Genomic DNA, 17,910 nt, shown 5'->3' on the forward strand with positions numbered 1-17,910 from the left:
CGGAGCTGGGCAGGGCAGGGCGGCGTGACTGCTCGAACGTGCTGCCCGCGCCGTGGTGATGAAGGAGGCTGAGGTCTTACGTGCGCACGGTCCGGCCCCGGCACAGCGGGCCGGTGACGCCCGTGAACTGAAGATCGAGCCCGAGGCCGTCGCGTTCGGCGTGGATGTGCAGGTGGGGCTCCGTGCTGTTGCCGGAGTTGCCCACCTCGCCGAGCAGCTGCCCGGCGTGCACAGAATCGCCCGTCTTCACCGTCACGGTGCTGCGGCGCAGGTGAGCGAGCTTGACGATCTCGGCGCCGGTGTCGATGAACACGTGGTTGCCGTAGGGGGGCTGGTATCGGATCGTGCCGGGTTCCTGGTCGTCGAGGTGATCGGCGGCGGAGACGACCGTGCCGTCACACGGGGCGTAAAGGCCCTGCCCGTACACGAGATAGCTCTCGCTTTCCCCGCGCAGGCCGGTGCCGCGTGCGCGCGCACCGCCCCGACCGATCTGGATCACGTCCAGGGCGCCGCGCTGCTCGGGAAAGGACGCGTGATGGTTCAGGCGGGCCCCGCCGCCCTGCGCGATATACCACTTCCCGTTCCGCAGGGGGAAGGTGAGAGGCCGGGACACGGCGGTCCCCCAGCGATGGCGGCGCGCCCGGAGCAGGAACCATCCGAAGCCGGCGAGCAGGGCCACGCCCACCACCAGTTCGGCCTCACCGCCGCCCGACGTGGACAGCCTGGGCAGCCGGCACGCGGAGGCAAGGGCCACCAGCGCGCCGGCCTCCACGGACCGGCGTATCCACCACGGCAGCCGAGCCGGGCTCTGCCAGCCCTCCATGAGCAGGTAGCCGGCCGCGACGATGAGCAGACGGCCGCACCAGGCGATGCGGGAAGGGGCCTGCCAGCACGCGTCGATGCGTGCGGCGAGCAGCAGCACCCACACGGTCCACACCAGGGCAGCTCGCGCCCCGTGCGGGACGCGCAGCCGCGGCACGCGGTACGGGCCCGGGGCGATCAGCAGCCCGTCGAGCACCTGGCCGTCGCGTGTGGTGGCGAAGGCGAGGGCACGCCCCCTGCTGCCTTCGATCACCAGCCCGTCGGGATGGTCCCGTACCCCGGTGATCTCGCCGACGCGTTCGCGGGTGCCGTCCAGGATCTGGTCGAGCCGCTCACCTCCCACGGCGGCAACGACCCGCGGAGCGAGCACCTCCCGCTGTGCGCGCTCGGCGGTGAGGAACCTGAACAGCAGGTCGGCCGCCGGCTGTCCCGTGCGGCGGGGTTCCGCCGGTGTTCCCGCTTTCTCAGGCACCGGCCGCACCGTCCCTGTCCGCCGCCATCGCCACGGATGTCATGCCGCGTGTCGGCAGCAGGGGCCTACTGCGCTGTACGAGGCGGTCCTTGACGGACCGGTAGCGCCGGGCGATCGACCTGTAGTCCTCGTCGCGCAGGCACGTGCAGTCCGCGCCGATCATCAACAGCCCGAAGCACACCAGACCCATGCACGTCATGATGCCCAGGTGCATGCCCTCCAGGGCCAGGGTGTTGGCCTTTCGGATCCAGGAACGGGCGGACAGGATCGCGAAGGGCAACGCCAGCTCGATGAAGATCGTGAGGTAGCTGGTGGCGGTGGTGAGGAAGGCGTTGCTCATCAGGTGCGTATACGTCGCCGACATCTGGAAGCCGGTGATGCGGCTGATGTAGTACATCGCCACGCCGTCCTGCCACACCTTGCCGGTGATCTTCCAGTAGCCGGCAGCGAAGTACAGCACGGCCGTCTGGAAGACGATCAGGAAGGCGGCCAGATTGTGCAGCACGGTGGACGTCGTCGGCTGCTCCAGCTCCCGCATCCTGGCTCTGCGCCGCTTCGCGCCGACGGCGAAGTAGGCGTTGGAGACGGTGAAGACCATGAAGAGGATGAGGATCTGGGCCAGGTTGTCGCCGCCTTCGAGCACGTCCTGGTTCCTGTTGTGCAGCGACCACATCAGCACGGCCTGCGCCAGGGTGAGGACACGGCCGCCGAAGATCATGAATCCGGCGGACACCAGGATCACGGCGTGAAAGACGATCTCGAACCAGACCGTGGAATGTCCCCACAGAAAGAGCGAGAAACCCCAGCGTGGCAGCGCGGACCTCGCTGTGGAGATCGAATTGTAGGACTCTGGCCCCCACAGGAAGCGCCGCTTCGAGTAGTCGGACAGGCAGTACAGGATGGTGGCGAAGCCGATGACGACGCGTAGCAGGGCCGTCCCGATCAGCCGGTGCTTCCGGGTGGCGAAGCGGAGTATGACGGCGTCCAGCCGCTCCGTGCCGGCCCGCCATCCCTTGCCCAGCAGGGCAGTCGTGCTGCTCGGCCACCCCCACGCCGACCCCGACTCGGACACCGCCACAACAGCGGCTGGACGACCTCTGGCATGACAAGGGATGGAATCTGTCGGACTATTCGGCGTCGGAGTTCGTCCAGGACGCCTGTGACATGGCGGACCAGACGGATTTCCTGCCCGAGCAGGTGGGCGAGAGCGTGCCGCAGGCCCTCGCGATGCGCGCAGCCTCCCAGAAAGCAGGCGCTGAGGCACTGCGTGCGGGGGTCCCGCTGCTCTGCCCGAAATGGACCGAAGCCTTGACGAAGAGTCTGTCCGGCCGCTACGACCGCTGGATCACGGACGACACCTACGACATCGGCACCAGCCCGACACAGATTCCCCCGGGCACCTACCGCACCGAGGGAGACATAGCCGACTGCTACTGGGAACGCACAGCGGCGAATGGCGACATAATCGACAATGGCCTGGCCAACGTGGCCCGCAAAATCACAGTCCACATCAGCGCCACTGACAGCACGTTCACTTCGGAGGGCTGCGGCGTGTGGACGCCGGTCCACTGAACCACGACAACACCTCCCGCCGCCCGGCCATCGTCGTTCGCGAGGCGACCCGCACGGCGCGGGATGGCGTCGGCGTTTCCAGGACTGGCGCGCCTACGTGTGGAACAAGGACCGTGACAGGGCCACCCTGCGCAACGGGAATGGCCGCTGCACTGACGCCACCCTGCAGCGGCTGGGCTCCAGACGGCGTACGGCCCCGAGGAACTGCTCGGCGCCTGGCGCCGACCGAACAGGAGGGCCCCGCCCCAGAACGGGACGGGCCACCTCTTCAGCTACCGATGCCCAGTTCGCGGTGCTCGAGGAGGAACTCGGCAAGGGACCGGTGGAACACGGCTTCGAGGATCAGCGGTGGACCCTGGTCCGCGTGCAGACGGTGCTCCACCAGTGCTGGGGCGTACGCCGGTCCCGGCTGATCGCGTCGGCGCCCGCCCGTGCACGGCGCGCCCCGACGGGTCTGCGAGGATGTCAGGCGGCGTCCGCACCGGGTCCCGCAGCGCTGCGCGGGTCCGGAAATGCGCAGGCGACGGGCGGACGGGGTCGGGCCCGGCGGGCGGGAGAGCGGAGTGGTGAGGGACGTGCCGCAGTACCCGGAGTACGTTGCCGCGGCGGTGTTCGCCGTGGGCGGCGTCGTCCATGCAGTGCTGGCGCCGCACCGGTTCTCCACCGCTGTCCTGTTCTGCCTCGCGGTGACGTCGGCCGGGCTCGGCGCGGCCGCCCGCGGTGCGGAGACTCACCCCACCGTCGTGACCGTGCTCGCCGTCGCCGCCCTGCTCATGACCCTCGCGCTGGGCCTGCTCCTGCTGGTCGACAGCATCGTCCTGGTCCGGCGCTACGGACCGCAGGCGTCCCTGCTGGCCACCGGCGCCGCCGGCTGCGCCCTGCTGGCGGTGCTCGGCCTCGACGCGCTCGTCCAGACTGCCGGGGGCGAGGTGGCGGGTGCCTTCATGGTGGCGGTGAACGCGGCCGCCGGATACCTCAGCCTGCTCTTCCTCGCCTTCGTCGTCTACGTGTTCGTCTGGGGCCGCAGCACCCCGCCGCCGGAGACCACCCATGTCGTCGTCCTGGGTGCCGGGCTCAATGGCGACCGGCCCGGTCCGCTGCTGCGCCGCAGGCTGGAGCGGGCCCTCGCGGTCGACGGCGCCGGCGCACCGGATGCGGACGGTGTGGTGTTCGTCGTCTCGGGCGGCCAGGGCAACGACGAGGTGCGCTCCGAGGCGGACGCCATGGCCGACTACCTGCGTGCACGCGGGGTGGCTGCCGACCGGATCGTGCGGGAGGACCGTTCCGTGAACACCGGGCAGAACCTCCGCTTCAGCGCGGATCTCATGGACCGCACCGCTTCCGGGCACCGTGCCACGGTGGTCACCAGCGGCTTCCACGTCTACCGCACCGCCCTGCTGGCCCGTCGCGCCGGCGTCCTTGTCCACGTCGTGGGGGCGCCGACCTCTCCCGCGTACTGGCTCTCCGCGACCCTGCGTGAGTTCGCCGCCGTCCTGTGGCTGGACCGGCTGCCCCTGATCGGGCTCAGCCTGCTGCTGGCGATGCCTGTGGCGACAGCGGTCTTCCAGCGCTGAGGCACCCGTCGCGCGTGCCACCCCGGGCAGCAGGGTCGGCCCGACTTCGCCGGCAACCCGCGCCCGCGCCGAACGGCGGGGGGCTGACGGAGCTTGCAGGTCACAGCGCGATCGGATGCTATCTGAGAGTTTCGTGGACGATCTGCTCAGGCGAGGCGTCCAGCAGTCCGGCCGGAGGGTGAAGGCCCATCCTGCCAGCGGCTGGGCTGGTACCCCGAACCCACAGCGGACCTTGAACGTTCTCACCGGATCGGGTGCGAGCTGCTCGAGGGTGCACGGCTCCGCTGGCAAGGGCCCGCCCAGTTCGAGGCGGGTGCCAAGACCGAGAGGGAGACGGCAGCCGCGCCATGGTCCGCGCCGTAGTGGAGTCCAAGAAGCAGATGAAGGCCCGCGGCATGCACTCGCCCGATCGTGCGGAGGTCATCCTCCTGTCCATCAACGAGCCCGGACCGCCGTGCCCCGGCATCATCGCTTGAGGCCGGGGCCCGGCTCGTACTCCCGGGGCCCCGTAAGCCCTTCCTCACCCCTTCAGCCCGAGCCAGAAATTGATGGCTGAAACGAGTACGCCGCCTGCCACCACGACTACGAACTGCCTGACCTCGGGCCAGGTGATGAACTGCTGCTTGAACTTCTTCACCAGTGGTTTCCTTTTCTCTAAGTACCGTCGCTGTATGCCGCAGGAAGATCACCCTGAAGAGTGGTCCGCCCGAGCTGTCCCGACGGATTAGCTTGAGAAAGGGCCTGGCGAGAGACTACCGCCCAGTCTGCAGCTCCGTACGCCGATCAACGGCTCGGCACCTGCAACGGATCCCCAACTCGCCCCCTATATGGGGCGACGCGCCCGAGGGACAGCCGGGCACCTCCCTGAGGCGCCGACCAGTTCCCCGGGCCGGAGGGCGGCACCAACCGCGGGCACGGGAGCTCCTGTCCGGCCGCACACTCGCCGTCCCCGATTCCTTCGATACCCAGGCGTGGACGACAGCGGTCGCCCTCGTCCAGGGCGGTGACACGTTGCTGGCCGACGCTCTCACCCGCGCCCGTGTCGATGGGCCTGGTTGGCTGGCTTCGGTGGCGTTACGGGTGGCGTTACGGCGTCGGGAGTGTCCGCCGGTCCGGTACTGGCGCAGAGCACTTGTTCCGCAGCTGCCGTATTCCTGGGCGAGAAGGTTCGTTGGCCTCTTCTGCGTGGCCCTGAGCCGTGGGAATTCGCTGGTCGAAACCGGGCCCGTAAGGGATGCTGCACGCGTGATCGAGCGAGAAGCCGCCGTTCGGGCAGTCGAGGAGCAGCTGGAGCGCGACTATCAGCAGTGGCGGGCTGTGAACGCGGACGCGGTGAGGATGGCTGTGGTCCGTGTCGTAGAGCACGAGCTGGTGTGGATCGTCTCCTGGCAGTCCGAGGAGTTCGTACGCACCCGGAACTCGAAGTACGCGCTGATTGGCAATGGGCCGTATCTGGTCGACCGCGTCGACGGGGGACTGCACCAGATCGGCGTCGTCTCCGCGAAAACGGGGGAGTGGGAGAACGACTACCGGGCCCGAATACGCGGGCTGCCGGTCCACACTGCAGTAGACGACCTGCACGATGGGCTCTGCGGAGTCGCCGCTACACACGGACGCATGCACGCTGTGCGGACACTGCGCCAGAGGCTGCCGATGTTCTCGCCTGCGGAGGCCATCGAATACGTGAGCGCCCTGCTGGACGGTGATGCGCCCGCGCGACTTGTGGCCGTCGCCACCAAAGAACTCGTGGAGCCTCTCAACCCGGTACTCGCGGTGAGGACCATTTCGAGCCGGTACTTGCGGTGAGGACCATTTCGAGTGGAGCAGTGATCCGAACCGGTCAGAGACCCGACGGATGACGGGAAAGCCAGTCGGCATGCCGATCGCGCACCCGGTCCCGTTCCTCGGACGTGGCGAGGAAGACGTCGGCGCCACCGGCGTAGGGGTGATGGATGCGCTGCATCCGGGTGTCGGTGATGAGAACGCCCGCCACCTTGTCGTCGGCGATGTCTCGGAGCGACTCGTCGATGCAGCCTCGCCGCCAGGGTCGGCGGGCGGCGAAGAGGTGGCAGTACGTGCGGAACTCAGGGTCAGGATCGTCCTCCACCAGCAAGCTGTGCCAATAGCCCGTGATGGGTTGCGATGACGGAACCTCGGCTTCGGCCGTCCAGAGCGGAGTGATCACGTACACGTCCGCACCAGCGAACAACTCATCGAGGACGGTGTTGTAACGCTCCAGGACGACGGTGTACTCGCTCTCGTCGTCCGCGTACCGCTTCGAATCTGGCAAGCTGTGAAAACGTACCCAAACGTCCCGATGCGGGTCGCGGAGCATGTACCCAACCGGAGGGCAACTAGGCCAACGCTGCTGCCACAGCTCCGTCAAATCAGCCTGCGCGTCTCCAGACACCCGCCGCACTCGCCCCTCTCGTGCATGGACTTACCGACGACCATGATGTCGGGGCTCACCCTCGAGGGAACCGACTTCTCAGCTGTCACTTCGCGGGCCGCTGATGCGGCCCGGTCCCGTCGCGCTTGACGAATTTCGTCCAGTCCGTCGCGCTGGTGCCGGTGAGGGCGGCGGACGAGGCCAGACGGGCGGCCGTCCCGGCCTGGCACCTTGCGGCAACAGTGGCTCCAGCACTGCCCACTGCTCGTCCGTGAGATCTTCCCGCCCCATGAACCGTGATCATTCACAGCCCAAGATTCACTTTCGCTACCCGCCCTAGTGCCGCGTCAACCGACGTTCGCCCTGTAGTGCCGCGCCATTTGAAGGGCGTGGCCCCAATGGGGGAGAGAACCACGCCAACTCCGAAGGCCTGACGCTCCATTGCTACCGAAACGTTCATGAAGTGAGCGGTTGCCGTCCGTGGAGCTCGCGGAGGTGGGGCCGAGGACTGTGGGACTGGCGGTGGTGTGTGTGGTGAGGTTTTCGCCGTTCTGGGTCGCTTAGCGGGCTCCCGCAGGGGCGCGAAGCTGTTCAGCCAGCCGATCGAGTTCGGCTGCCGCGGCAGGGGAGCGGTCGCTGAGTCCGCTGTGCACGGCTGTCGGGCTCTTCAGGAAGCGCCGGAGCACGGCCACAAGGAGCCCTTGTGGCAGAGACCGCAACGCGGCGAACGCGCGAGGTACCGGCGGTGTCTCCATCGCGGCGAGGTTCTGCCGCATGAGGTGGAGCATGCCGCGGACCGCGTCCCGGTCGTCGGCCAGCGCTACCGGGCCGCCCGCCGTGTACACCGCCTGACCGAGCGGAACCTCGAACGCGGCGTGCGTCCTGAGCCAGGCACCCATCTGGGGCTCGGCCTTGGCGTTGATCCCGGCGGTACGAAACGTCGCCACGATCCGTACCAGTCGCGGGGTGGTACGGCCGTCGGGCTCACCGATCGGCATCGCGACCCGGCGGGTGATGAAATTGGTCTTGCGGTAGCGGACCACATCTCCGTCCATCGTGCCGCCAGTCGCGGGGAAGCCGAGCAGCACCCGCTCGTGGCCGATCACCGCACCCAGCGTCTCCGGGCTGGCTGCCCAGTTGAGCAGGAACAGCACGTCACCTTGGACATCAGCGAGTGATTCCAGCACCGCGTCGACCTGGTGGGTGCGGACGAAGACGGTGATCAGGTCGTACCCGCCGTCCGGATGCTCTGGCACCCGTACCGGCACCCGCCTGGCAGGGCCGCCTTCCTCGGCGAGCTGCACTCCCTGCCGGCGCAGGGCGGTCAGGCGTTCGCCCCGGGCGAGAAGCGAGACGTCGTGGCCGGCCTCGTGCATGCGGGCGGCGAACAGGCTGCCGCAAACCCCTGCGCCGTACACGAGCAGCTTCATGACAGTCCTCTTTCATACGTTCGCTTCATTCATACGTTCGTTTCATTTAAACATATGTATAGTCCCTCGTGTGGCGACCCCAGACACCCGCACTCAGATCCTCGACGCGGCCGAGCACCTCTTCGCCGAGCACGGATACCGCGGCACCTCGGTCCGCGCGATCACCAAACTCGCCGGAGCGAACCTGGCCGCCGTCGGCTACCACTTCGGCTCGAAGGCGGAGCTGATGGCGGCAGTTGTCCGCCGCGTGGTCGAGCCCATCACCGCTGCGCAGTGCGACGGGCTCGACAAACTGCTCGCCCGGACCCTCGACCCACCGGTCAGCGAACTGGTGGAGGCATTCGCGGGGCCGCTGTTCGACGAGATGCCGGCCGGCAACGAGGGCGGCGCCCGGACGTCCCGGCTGATCGTGACGATCCTCAGCGACCCGGCCGAGGAGGCACGCAGCTGGACCGGCCCGGCCGAGGACTCGGTCCGTGAGCGCTACTTCGCAGCCTTCGCGCGCGTACTGCCCGGCCTTTCCCCGGAGGAGCTGTGGTTCCGGATGCGGGGGATCTTCGCCGTGACGGCCGTCGACCGCCTCCAGGTTCACCAGCAGCCCTCCCCGGGCTGCGCGTCCCCGGTAGCGGGCGAGGCGGCCCGGCAATGGGCGATCACGTTCCTGACGGCAGCGATGAGTGCGCCACCGATCCGGCCTTGACGACCCAAGACAGACACTGGCGGCGTGGGTCAGGCGGCGTTCGCCCTGTGGACGATGGCAGTGAGGCGCTTATCGGCGGCGTTCTTGTTCCGCCAGATGATGAGGCGAGTCGCGACCGATGCTGGATTGCTGCGCGGCCGATCGAGCTGTTTAATAGCCGACATGTCTCTCCCCGTACCGCACTAGAAGGTATGCCGACCGCACCGCGCCACCCGGCCGGGCGGTACCGCGATTCCTTCTGACCTCGTGCGTTGAACTCGGAGAATCCCCATGCCACGCCCTGCCGGGGGCGGCGCGTCCTATCGCGCCGTCCTCTCCCTCCCCCATGCCCGCGGCCTGTTCACCGCCGCCATACTCGCCCGGCTCTGCTACGGCCTGCTGAGCCTCCCCTTGCTGCTGACCCTGCGCGATGCCACCGGCTCCTACGGCGTGGCCGGTTCGGCGGCCGGACTGTTCGGCCTGATCTCCGCCCTGCTCGGACCCGCCCGGGCCCGGCTGGTCGAGCGCCGGCCCCGAGCGCTGATGCCGCTGGCGGTCGGCTATGCCGGGCTGCTCGCGGTCATCGCCCTGACCGGCGAACTCGGCACCGCACCCTGGCTCGTCTTCGCGCTTGCCGCGGTGGCCGGTCTGTTCCCGCCTCCGGTCGGACCGCTGATGCGATCCCTTTGGAGCGACCTTGCCGCCGAACCGCAGCAGCAGCAGTGCGCGCTCAGCCTGGACACCGTGTCCGAGTCCACTGTCTTCGCGGTCGGACCCTCCCTGGGCGCGGTGCTGATCGGCGTCTGGTCCGCCCCGATGGCACTCGCCGTATGCGCGGGCCTGGTGCTGGTCGGCTTCTGCGCGCTGACGCGAGCGCTGCGCCGCACGTCCTTCCGACCGCACTCTCGACTGAAGTCAGCCACCGACCCCGACCGGCGCAACGACGCGACGGGACAACGCCCGTTGCGCAGGGCCGGGTTCCTCGGTCTGCTGCTGCTGGTTCTGGGCTCGGCCTGCGCCCTGGCCGTCGAGGAGATCGCCGCGGTGCCGCGCTGGGGTGCCGGAACGACCGGAGCGCTGCTGACGCTGTGCTCGGCCGGCGGGGTCGTCGGCGGACTACTGTACGGGCGCCGGATCTGGCGGGCCGCCCCGTCCCGCCGACTTCTGGTCCTGGGCGCGACCGGGACCACCGCCCTCGCACTGCTCGCCGCGGCGCCGCTGCTCCCGGTCGCCGCAGCGGCCCTGTTCGCACTCGGGGCCTGCCTGGACATGCTGCTGATCACCGCGTATCTGCTGGTGGACCAGCTCTTCCCGGCGGGCACCCGGATGGAAGCGGGGGCCTGGGTGAACACCGCCTACAACCTGGGCTCCTCCCTGGGCTCAGCACTCGCCGGCGCCCTGCTGGACCGCCACGGCTCGGGGGCGGCTTTCACCGCCGCAACGGCGGCGGCCGGGCTCGGCGTACTCGCGGCAGCGGCGACCGGACGCTGCTCGCGCCGCCCGCCACGCCGCTCGCCGGCCCTGGTCGGGACCGGGTCAGCCGTGCACCACGGTGACCTCGCCAAGACCGAGGTCCCTGAACTGACCGACAAATGATGCCGCGTCACCGACGAGCACGGTGAACCAGCCGGTCCGCAGGCCGGCCGCGGGAGGACATGGGCGGCATCCGCAGAGCGCGGGGCACTCGGGTGCGACGCACCCGCACGCACTGGTCAGCGGGGCGTATGCCAGATGCGGGTGACGCCTGGTGACGTGCCGCACGACCACACATTCTTCTTACCATCGGCCAGCCCCTTGGGCCCCGGCTACCAGACGACCATCTGGGAGTACGACCCCGCCAAGGTCACCGGAGAGCCCGGAGAGCCCGGAGAGCCCGGAGAGCCCGGAGAGCCCGGAGAGCCCGGCGAGCACGTCGGGCTCCATCTCCTCGAACACACCGACCTGTCGCGCGGAAAGATCATGTACTTCCGGACCGGCCGTCACATCCACACCCAGCACCCTCCCTCCGCGCTCTCGATCTCCCTCAACCTCCTCATCCACCGCCCAGACGAACCACACGCCCAGCAGGGGTTCTTCGACCCCCAACACGGGCGCGTCACCCACAGCCCCACCACCCGCAGCCACCAGCTCCTGTGCGACCTCGCCGGCCAGCGCACCGCCCCGCTCCTCGAACACCTCGCCACCAGCCATCCCGCGCCTGCAGTCCTGGCCGGCGCCCTGAGCAGCGCCGTTCACCTCCTCGGCCCCGCCGCCGAACCACTTCTGATCCAGGCCGCAGACGACTCCCGCCCCGCCGTCCATGGCCCCGCACGCAACACCCTCACCAGCGAGACAGGACCAGACAGCCAGGCCAACTCCACTCGCTGACCGTAGGGAAACCGGCAGACGCTGTACGAGGCTTCCGCAGTGGCCAGTGGTCCCGAGGCAGCAGTCGCTGTGCGGGGCCCGGGGCTGCGCTGCCTGTCATCCGGGCGCCGTGTTCAACACCTCCGCATCACCAAACGCCCCGGCCGTAACGTCCGGGGGCGCAGTGCCGGCGAACATCAAGGGGTCATCAGCTCTGGGCCAGACGTCCCGTTCTTCAGCGGGGCCCCATGGTCATCCAGCCGCCCCGTCCAACGCGGCACGGTCTCCCGGACGGTGTCACGATGCCGATGGGTGTCCCGGTACGCACCGCATCGGGACACCCGACGCCGTGTGCGGCCACCACCACCCCCAAGCAGGCCGCGCACGGCTTCCACGTACCCGGGCAAGCCCGCGGCCGCGGAAGCGGGCTGATGGCGCTCCTTGAAAATGGTTCTGTCCGCAGTTCCGTGAAACGGGTGCCGGCACGGTGGCCAGGATCGACTGTCATCGGCTCGTGGCAGAGTGCGCGGTCATGGAGATCGACACGTTCTGGGACGTCATCGAAGCCGCGCAAGCCGGGGCCGCCACAACGGGCGAGCCCTTTGACGAGGTTCTCGTCAAGCAGCTCGCGGAGAGACCGCGGCAGGAGATCCTGGAGTACGCGCAACGCTTCGACGAGCTGCACGACGCCCTGTATCGCTGGGATGTGTGGGCGGCTGCTTACCTCATCGGGGGCGGGTGCTCCGACGACAGTTTCATGGACTTCCGCGCCGGTGTAATCGCCTTGGGCTGTCAGTGGTACCAGCGTGTGGCCGCTGACCCCGACAGCCTCGCCGCGCACCCTGATGTCGTTCAAGCAGCGAACGTCCGGGACCGTTCCGAGGTGGTGTTTTACGAAGACGTGAACTATGCAGCCAGCGGGGCGTTCGAACGGATCACAGGTGATGCGGATGCCTTCTACAAAGCCTGGCGCAGTTTCCGCGGGGCTGATGTGGAGATCGACAAAGCGGTTGATATGGGCGAGGATTTCGACTTCGATGACGACAGGGAGATGAGCCGTCGGCTTCCCCGTCTGGCCACCCTGTTCCTTGGCACGAGCCCCCAGAAAGGGGCTCCCGCAGTTCCGTGATCCTCATGACTGGGTGAGGATGCGGGATCGGAAGAGTTCAAACGAGGCCCTGCCATACATGGCTCGTCTGAGCGTTCCCACCCGGTTCACGTGTCCTTCGATCACCCCGGAACCCCACCGGAGGGTGAGTCCGGCAGCGATGGCGTCGAGGTCCTGGCGGAGGAAGCCGGCGAAGCCCTTCATGGGCTTCGGTGGGTCCTGCTCGGCCTGGCGGATCCATTCCAACAGCAGGCATCCGCGCCGGTGGCGAACCAGGTCGGCGAACGCCCGAGCGAGATCGCAGGCCCGGGTGATGTCAGGTTAGGCGAGCGGGACTTGGAGGAGTCGCTCGTCCTGGCTTTCGGTGAGCGTCTCCCGGGGCCGCATGATCCACGAGGCGATCTTGCGAGGGCTCGGAATGTCGGCCCGGACCGGTTGGGTGGTACCCGCGCGGAGGGCGGCGAGATGTTTGCGGACGACCTGGCGGCTGCCTCGGTAGCCGTGAGCCTGGATCTCCAGGAACGGTCGGGTGCCGCTTACCTGGCCCTCGGCAGCAAGAGGGGCGGCCTCCTCGACTGCCTTGGTGTAGGCGGTGGCCCGGTCCCGGCAGATGATCTCGGCGCCGGGATGCTCGGTTGGCCAGGCCGCTAACGTCTCGGAGGTGCGATCGGGCAGTACGTCCACGACCCGGCCCGCCTCACCTCACGCCGCAGTGCGAACCTCGACGGCTGGACCCTGTCCGACGAGGACGGCCACACCTACACCTTCCACCACTACCGCCTCGACGGCCGCTCGACCGTCCGCGTCCACACCGGCATCGGCCGCGACACCTACCGCGACGTCTACCAGGACCGCCGCAACTACGTCTGGGACAACCGCTCCGACACCGCAACCCTCCGCAACGACCACGGCCGCTTCATCGACGACGCCTCCTGAGGCCGCCACCATCGCGGCGGCCACGACGGCAACCGCCACGACCGCCGCCTCTGACCCCCACCCACCAGCGACCACACAGGCGGTCACCACACCGGGCACCGCCCAGTGGTGCGCGGCGGCCCATCCGGCCACCGCGCGCCACCGGCGTGTGACCGGGCTCGATACAACGACCTGATAGGTCGAACGAAGACGCGATCACACTGGCTGAGCGCCGCTTCCAGGTCTGTCTTCGCGAGGACTACCGGCACTTTCCGGTCACGGGAGGGGCCATGGCCCGGGTCGTTCCCCCTGCGAACGTTCTCCGAGGAGGCGTGCATGCAGGTGACCTGCGGAATTGCTGACGAGGCCGACTCGTCCGTCGCTGCCCTTCACAGGTTCAGCAGCAGGTCTCGCACCTCGGCGGGTCGGGACAGGAACGGGTGGTGGCCGGCGTGGAGTTCCACGACGTTGTCGGCCCGTCGGGCGAACTCGCGCTGCAGGCGCGCCGGGGTGCCCCGGTCCTGAGTGCAGACGACGTACGTCGTGGGTACTTGCTGCCATGCGGCCGCCCCGATCGGCTGCCCGGTCACCTGCACGCTCTGCCGCGCAAGGTGGTCTGCCGCCTGCGCCTGGACCTCGGGATCGCAGTCCTGCAGGAATGTGTCCACAAGCAGTTCGGGGCGGACTTCGAACGTGCCGGCTTCCGGGTCGACGTCGAGGAACGGGGCCGGGCTGCCGTCTCCGAACTCCGACAGACTCTGCCCGATCTCGGGAAGGTAGCTGGAGATCAGCAGCAGGTGGCGTACTGAGCCGATTCCCGCGGCAGCTTCCGCGGTGATGATGCCGCCGTAACTGTGGGCGACGACGACGGTCGGCTCGTCGCTGTCCCGCAGTACCTGCCGCACGGCCGCAACATCCTCGGTGAGCCCCGGACCGCCGACGCCGCCGGGCGGGCCGGCCTCACCGCAGCTCGGCAGCGCCGGGGCCACGCTCGCCACCCCTCGACCTTTGAGTAACTTGGCCGTTCGGTGCCACCACCATGACCCGTCCCGCACACACGCCCCATGTACGAACACGACCCGCATCGCTACCTCCACGTCTGGATCGACCACACTCTGACAACGATAGACGTAGTAGTTATTACGTGAAAAAGTTGGGTGGTGGGCAGACGACCGCAACCGCACATCAAACAGAGGCTGCTCGAGGCCTGCGCCGACTACGCCCTCGCGCACGGTCTCCCTGACAGGCTCGATCCGTTGGCCACCGCCACCGGCACCTCATCCCGGATGCTGATTTATCACTTCGGCACCCGCGACGCTCTGCTGCGGGCCGTCCTCGGGCACGCGCGGCAACGTCAGCTCGACACATTCGGCGAGCTCCTGCGGGTGCGACCCGACGAGCCCTACACGGCGACCCTGAGCCGCGCCTGGACCTCCATTACCGGTCCGGGCGGGCAGCCGTACCTGCGGATGTTCGGTCGGTTGCGCGAGAGTGCGGAGCAGCAGTTGTGGCCCGACTTCCGGCGTACCGCGACGACCGACTGGCTCGGGCCGCTCGAGGATGGGCTGCGCAGCATCGGCCGGGCGGATCTCGCGACGCTGGTTCTCGCCGTCATCCGTGGTCTCCTCACGGACCTCGACGCCACCGGTGACACCGCCCGCACCGACCAAGCCTTCCGCGACTTCCTCGGCGCGGTCGAGGACCTGTCCCACGGCTCAACCCTGCGGCCCACACGTACGACTTCGTCCCGGCCACCTTCTCATGCATGAACTCCCGCGCTGCCAGGTGGGGGAGAAGGCCCGCCGATCAGAGGACCCGACCCTGGTGGTCCTGGACACGCAGAGTCTCCACGTGGCTGCCGGGGTTCCCGCATCCACCTCTGGCCGGGGTCCGGCGAAGAGGGTCCCGGGTCGCAAGCGGGGACTGGCCGTTGACGTGCTCGGCCTGGTCATTGCCGTCACCGTGCTGGCCGCAAGCACCCACGACAACGCCGCGGGCATCACCCTGTTGAACCAGGTCGCCGAGCACACCGGCGCACCGTCCGCAAAGTGCTCGTCGACCAGGGCTTCAAGAACCAGGTCGTCGCGCACGGCAGTGGCCTGGGCATCGAGATCGAGATCGTCGAGCGCAACCCGCAGGAGGCCGGGTTCGTCCCGCAGCCGAAGCGGTGGAGGGTCGAGCAGATCTACGGGATCCTGATGCTGCGCCGGCGCCTGGTTCGCGACTACGAGCACCGCCCGTCCTCCTCCGCCCCGCGTGTCTACTGGGCGATGACCCACGTGATGGCGCGACACTTGACCGGCGCGAACACCGCCACTTGGCGCGATGCGCAGGCGGTGACGGTGCGAACACCCGGCCCCTGCTCGAAGCGCTCGACCTCCAGGAGGACGCCGCCCGGGTTCTGGCCGACGGCCTCCGCACACAGATCGACGAACCGCAGGGCCGGTTGCCGGAGGCCGAGACCCATCTCGAGCACCTGGCGATCACCGGAAGACCGTCACCGCCCTCGCGGGGCGGCTCCCGGCCCACACTGCTTCGCCGGGCCTTCCCGGTCACCCGGACTACCCCCGCATCCTCGCCGTCTTCAACGAGGCCACCCGCCCGCTGCGCGCCCGCGACGTCTGCCAAGCTCTCGACCACGAACTGCCGCCGAAGAACATCGAAGGCACCCGCGCCAAGCTGAAACGCCTGGTCAAGCTCGACGTCCTCGCAGAGGTCGACACCGGCAACTTCACCAGGAAGCAGGAGCCGACCGAGCACCGCGACCAGCAGCCCTGACTCAGCCTCACTCGAAAATGACGTACTCCACGACCCGGCTCCTGACAGCTCAGGCAAGGCGGGTGCCGAGCGATACTATGCACGCTCGACACCGATCGAAAGCCAGCCATGATCTGGTGTGCGTACTGATCGTCCGGGCCGAGGTCTAGGACCACTCGATGGGCCTCCTGGGTCCGACTCGTCTCGCACAGCAACCGAACAAGGACGTACAGGGCATCGCGATCACCGTCTTTGGCGCGGTTGCGCAGCGCCGCTTCCATCTCTCGCTCGCGAAGCGATCTGTTGAATCTCCGACGTGCGTGAACATCAGTGAGAGCGCGCTCTGCGAGTTCCGAGAGTCGTTCCGCACGGGCGAGCAAATCCATGTGCCACAGATGGTTGTCGTGCCTTGAGGGATCGGTGGAGTAGCACTCGGCGTGTGTGCTTACCAATGCGATGGCCGCATCCCAATCCCGGCGCTGTTCCGCTGCCCGTGCCTGCTCGAACCACAGGACGAGTATCGCGTAGCGCTTCCTCGTCGTGGGAGTGGTGACCGACGAACGTCCGCCAGGATCAAGCACCCACCGACGGCTAGTGTCCTGCGCCAGTAGTTGCTCGTTAGTAGTGGTGTGACTTCTGCTGCTGGCGCGTCAGTTCCTCGTCGGGGCCCCAAGTTGGAGCCTTTGCTGCTGTCCGATGAGGAGCGGGCGGTGTTGGAGCGGTGGACACGTCGGGCGACATCGGCCCAGGCCCTGGCCCTGCGGGCACGCATCGTGCTGGCGTGTGCGGGGCCGGAGGTGCCGGCGATCGTGGCCGTCTCCCGGGATCTGCGGGTGACTGCTGACACGGTTCGCAAGTGGCGGAGGCGCTTCCTCGCCGAACGGCTGGACGGGCTGGCCGACGAGCCCCGGCCGGGCCGGCCGCCCACCATCAGCGTCGATCAAGTGGAAGCGGTCGTGGTCACGACGCTGGAGGAGATCCCGAAGAACGCCACCCACTGGTCGCGGAAGTCGATGGCGGAGCACAGTGGTCTGTCGAAGTCGACGGTGGGCCGGATCTGGCGGCAGTTCCAGCTCAGGCCGCATCTGGCGGACACCTTCAAGCTGTCGACGGATCCGTTGTTCGTGGAGAAGGTCTATGACGTCGTGGGCCTGTACTTCAACCCGCCCGAAGGGGCGGTGGTGCTGTCGGTGGACGAGAAGTCGCAGATCCAGGCCCTGGACCGGTCCCAGCCGGTGCTGCCGATAATGCCGGGCATGCCCGAGCGGCGCACCCATGACTACGTCCGCAACGGCCTGACCACCTTGTTCGCCGCGTTCGACGTCGCCACGGGTGAAGTCATCACCGCCCTGCACCGTCGGCACCGGGCCGTGGAGTTCAAGAAGTTCCTGATCAGGATCGACAAGGAGGTGCCCGCGCACCTGCAGGTCCACCTGATCGTCGACAACTACGGCACCCACAAAACCCCTGCGATCAGGGCCTGGTTGGCCAAACACCCGCGGTTCGAGCTGCACTTCACCCCGACCGGGTCCTCCTGGATCAACCAGGTCGAGCGGTGGTTCGGCTACCTGGCCCACCAGATGATCCGCCGGGGCGCACACAAGAACATCCAGGCACTCGAAGCCGACATCAGGGCATGGGTCAAAGACTGGAACAACAACCCCAAGCCCTTCATGTGGACCAAGACCGCCGAAGAAATCCTCGACTCACTCGCCCGCTTCTGCCGACGGATCTCTGGCGCAGGACACTAGTAGGACTCCGTTAGGTCTTTCGGTTTGCGCTGATCAAGAGCATGTTGGGGTGGTGAATTTACATGAAGTGAGGCGTGTTCGGGCGACGTTGGCGT

General features: G+C 68.3%; 19 protein-coding genes and 2 pseudogenes. 13 read left to right on the forward strand and 8 right to left on the reverse strand.

Features of this window, described 5'->3' with window-relative positions; genetic code table 11:
* Positions 1–76: 76 nt before the first annotated feature.
* Together ACFVTC_RS41395 and ACFVTC_RS41400 are read right to left on the reverse strand one after the other, a co-directional pair.
* The gene (locus ACFVTC_RS41395; protein WP_390134809.1) at positions 77–1,294 is read right to left on the reverse strand and encodes a M23 family metallopeptidase; all 1,218 of its coding nucleotides are present in this window, start codon (positions 1,292–1,294) and stop codon (positions 77–79) included.
* Positions 1,287–2,366, reverse strand: a complete 1,080-nt coding sequence (locus ACFVTC_RS41400; protein WP_390134811.1) for a hypothetical protein — start codon at positions 2,364–2,366, stop codon at positions 1,287–1,289. The genes ACFVTC_RS41395 and ACFVTC_RS41400 overlap by 8 nt, the downstream gene beginning before the upstream one ends.
* A gap of 92 nt (positions 2,367–2,458) precedes the next feature.
* Between ACFVTC_RS41400 and ACFVTC_RS41405 the strand changes: the two genes are divergently transcribed.
* From ACFVTC_RS41405 to ACFVTC_RS41420, 4 genes are all read left to right on the forward strand, one after another.
* The gene (locus tag ACFVTC_RS41405) at positions 2,459–2,866 is read left to right on the forward strand and encodes a hypothetical protein (protein ID WP_390134813.1); all 408 of its coding nucleotides are present in this window, start codon (positions 2,459–2,461) and stop codon (positions 2,864–2,866) included.
* A gap of 575 nt (positions 2,867–3,441) precedes the next feature.
* Positions 3,442–4,440 carry a YdcF family protein gene (locus ACFVTC_RS41410; protein WP_390134815.1) on the forward strand — a complete coding sequence of 333 codons (999 nt, stop codon included), beginning with the start codon at positions 3,442–3,444 and terminating at the stop codon, positions 4,438–4,440.
* A 347-nt stretch (positions 4,441–4,787) separates the two neighbouring features.
* On the forward strand, positions 4,788–4,916 hold the full coding sequence (locus ACFVTC_RS41415; protein ID WP_390134817.1) for a hypothetical protein: 129 nt from the start codon (positions 4,788–4,790) through the stop codon (positions 4,914–4,916).
* A 769-nt stretch (positions 4,917–5,685) separates the two neighbouring features.
* Positions 5,686–6,246, forward strand: coding sequence for a YrhB domain-containing protein (locus tag ACFVTC_RS41420; RefSeq protein ID WP_390134819.1), 561 nt, complete (start codon positions 5,686–5,688; stop codon positions 6,244–6,246).
* Between the two features lie 34 nt (positions 6,247–6,280).
* Here the strand turns inward: ACFVTC_RS41420 and ACFVTC_RS41425 are convergent, their stop codons facing one another.
* Together ACFVTC_RS41425 and ACFVTC_RS41430 are read right to left on the reverse strand one after the other, a co-directional pair.
* Positions 6,281–6,730, reverse strand: a complete 450-nt coding sequence (locus ACFVTC_RS41425; RefSeq protein ID WP_390134821.1) for a hypothetical protein — start codon at positions 6,728–6,730, stop codon at positions 6,281–6,283.
* 659 nt (positions 6,731–7,389) lie between these two features.
* A complete protein-coding gene (locus ACFVTC_RS41430) occupies positions 7,390–8,259 on the reverse strand; it encodes a ketopantoate reductase family protein (RefSeq protein WP_390134823.1) in 870 nt (289 codons plus the stop codon).
* A gap of 70 nt (positions 8,260–8,329) precedes the next feature.
* Here ACFVTC_RS41430 and ACFVTC_RS41435 point away from each other — a divergent pair, with 70 nt between their 5' ends.
* The 4 genes from ACFVTC_RS41435 to ACFVTC_RS41450 all read left to right on the forward strand — a co-directional run bounded on the left by ACFVTC_RS41435 (position 8,330) and on the right by ACFVTC_RS41450 (position 12,413).
* Entirely contained in the window at positions 8,330–8,959 is a 630-nt protein-coding gene (locus tag ACFVTC_RS41435; RefSeq protein WP_390134825.1) for a TetR/AcrR family transcriptional regulator, read from the forward strand.
* Between the two features lie 270 nt (positions 8,960–9,229).
* Complete coding sequence (locus ACFVTC_RS41440; RefSeq protein WP_390134827.1) at positions 9,230–10,534, forward strand: MFS transporter; 1,305 nt, start codon at positions 9,230–9,232, stop codon at positions 10,532–10,534.
* A 198-nt stretch (positions 10,535–10,732) separates the two neighbouring features.
* The gene (locus ACFVTC_RS41445; RefSeq protein ID WP_390134829.1) at positions 10,733–11,305 is read left to right on the forward strand and encodes a hypothetical protein; all 573 of its coding nucleotides are present in this window, start codon (positions 10,733–10,735) and stop codon (positions 11,303–11,305) included.
* A gap of 511 nt (positions 11,306–11,816) precedes the next feature.
* On the forward strand, positions 11,817–12,413 hold the full coding sequence (locus ACFVTC_RS41450; RefSeq protein WP_390134831.1) for a DUF4240 domain-containing protein: 597 nt from the start codon (positions 11,817–11,819) through the stop codon (positions 12,411–12,413).
* A 3-nt stretch (positions 12,414–12,416) separates the two neighbouring features.
* Here ACFVTC_RS41450 and ACFVTC_RS41455 read toward each other — a convergent pair whose 3' ends face one another.
* Both ACFVTC_RS41455 and ACFVTC_RS41460 read right to left on the reverse strand, forming a co-directional pair.
* Positions 12,417–12,707 (reverse strand): transposase, encoded by a 291-nt coding sequence (locus tag ACFVTC_RS41455; protein WP_390134843.1) that lies wholly within the window; start codon positions 12,705–12,707, stop codon positions 12,417–12,419.
* Between the two features lie 6 nt (positions 12,708–12,713).
* The gene (locus tag ACFVTC_RS41460; RefSeq protein ID WP_390134833.1) at positions 12,714–13,076 is read right to left on the reverse strand and encodes a hypothetical protein; all 363 of its coding nucleotides are present in this window, start codon (positions 13,074–13,076) and stop codon (positions 12,714–12,716) included.
* A 15-nt stretch (positions 13,077–13,091) separates the two neighbouring features.
* On the opposite strand from ACFVTC_RS41460, the pseudogene ACFVTC_RS41465 reads away from it, so the two are divergent.
* A pseudogene (locus ACFVTC_RS41465) lies at positions 13,092–13,328 on the forward strand (lamin tail domain-containing protein); the annotation flags it as partial.
* A gap of 368 nt (positions 13,329–13,696) precedes the next feature.
* On the opposite strand, the gene ACFVTC_RS41470 reads toward ACFVTC_RS41465, so the two are convergent.
* On the reverse strand, positions 13,697–14,392 hold the full coding sequence (locus ACFVTC_RS41470) for an alpha/beta hydrolase (protein ID WP_390134845.1): 696 nt from the start codon (positions 14,390–14,392) through the stop codon (positions 13,697–13,699).
* Positions 14,393–14,467: 75 nt separating this feature from the next.
* Here ACFVTC_RS41470 and ACFVTC_RS41475 point away from each other — a divergent pair, with 75 nt between their 5' ends.
* Both ACFVTC_RS41475 and ACFVTC_RS41480 read left to right on the forward strand, forming a co-directional pair.
* On the forward strand, positions 14,468–15,076 hold the full coding sequence (locus ACFVTC_RS41475; protein WP_390134835.1) for a TetR/AcrR family transcriptional regulator: 609 nt from the start codon (positions 14,468–14,470) through the stop codon (positions 15,074–15,076).
* Positions 15,069–15,634 (forward strand): annotated as a pseudogene (locus tag ACFVTC_RS41480) (transposase); the annotation flags it as partial. The gene ACFVTC_RS41475 and the pseudogene ACFVTC_RS41480, both read left to right, overlap by 8 nt.
* Here ACFVTC_RS41480 and ACFVTC_RS41485 read toward each other — a convergent pair.
* On the reverse strand, positions 15,568–15,774 hold the full coding sequence (locus tag ACFVTC_RS41485) for a hypothetical protein (protein WP_390134847.1): 207 nt from the start codon (positions 15,772–15,774) through the stop codon (positions 15,568–15,570). The pseudogene ACFVTC_RS41480 and the gene ACFVTC_RS41485 sit on opposite strands and share 67 nt — an antisense overlap.
* Positions 15,775–16,243: 469 nt before the next feature.
* Here ACFVTC_RS41485 and ACFVTC_RS41490 point away from each other — a divergent pair, with 469 nt between their 5' ends.
* Entirely contained in the window at positions 16,244–16,477 is a 234-nt protein-coding gene (locus tag ACFVTC_RS41490) for a hypothetical protein (protein ID WP_390134837.1), read from the forward strand.
* 216 nt (positions 16,478–16,693) lie between these two features.
* Entirely contained in the window at positions 16,694–17,815 is a 1,122-nt protein-coding gene (locus tag ACFVTC_RS41495) for an IS630 family transposase (RefSeq protein ID WP_390134839.1), read from the forward strand.
* The last annotated feature ends 95 nt before the right edge of the window (positions 17,816–17,910 follow it).

Source organism: Streptomyces sp. NPDC057950, from assembly GCF_042887295.1.
GTDB classification, from domain to species: Bacteria; Actinomycetota; Actinomycetes; order Streptomycetales; family Streptomycetaceae; genus Streptomyces; species Streptomyces kaempferi.

Excerpts from the sequence above, each read along its gene's own strand:
- ACFVTC_RS41405 (WP_390134813.1), top strand. The coding sequence starts at position 2,459 with ATGGCGGACCAGACGGATTTCCTGCCCGAGCAGGTGGGCGAGAGCGTG.
- ACFVTC_RS41415 (WP_390134817.1), top strand. The coding sequence starts at position 4,788 with ATGGTCCGCGCCGTAGTGGAGTCCAAGAAGCAGATGAAGGCCCGCGGC.
- ACFVTC_RS41430 (WP_390134823.1), bottom strand. The coding sequence starts at position 8,259 with ATGAAGCTGCTCGTGTACGGCGCAGGGGTTTGCGGCAGCCTGTTCGCC.
- ACFVTC_RS41440 (WP_390134827.1), top strand. The coding sequence starts at position 9,230 with ATGCCACGCCCTGCCGGGGGCGGCGCGTCCTATCGCGCCGTCCTCTCC.
- ACFVTC_RS41450 (WP_390134831.1), top strand. The coding sequence starts at position 11,817 with ATGGAGATCGACACGTTCTGGGACGTCATCGAAGCCGCGCAAGCCGGG.
- ACFVTC_RS41470 (WP_390134845.1), bottom strand. The coding sequence starts at position 14,392 with ATGCGGGTCGTGTTCGTACATGGGGCGTGTGTGCGGGACGGGTCATGG.
- ACFVTC_RS41485 (WP_390134847.1), bottom strand. The coding sequence starts at position 15,774 with ATGGGTCTCGGCCTCCGGCAACCGGCCCTGCGGTTCGTCGATCTGTGT.
- ACFVTC_RS41490 (WP_390134837.1), top strand. The coding sequence starts at position 16,244 with ATGGGCCTCCTGGGTCCGACTCGTCTCGCACAGCAACCGAACAAGGAC.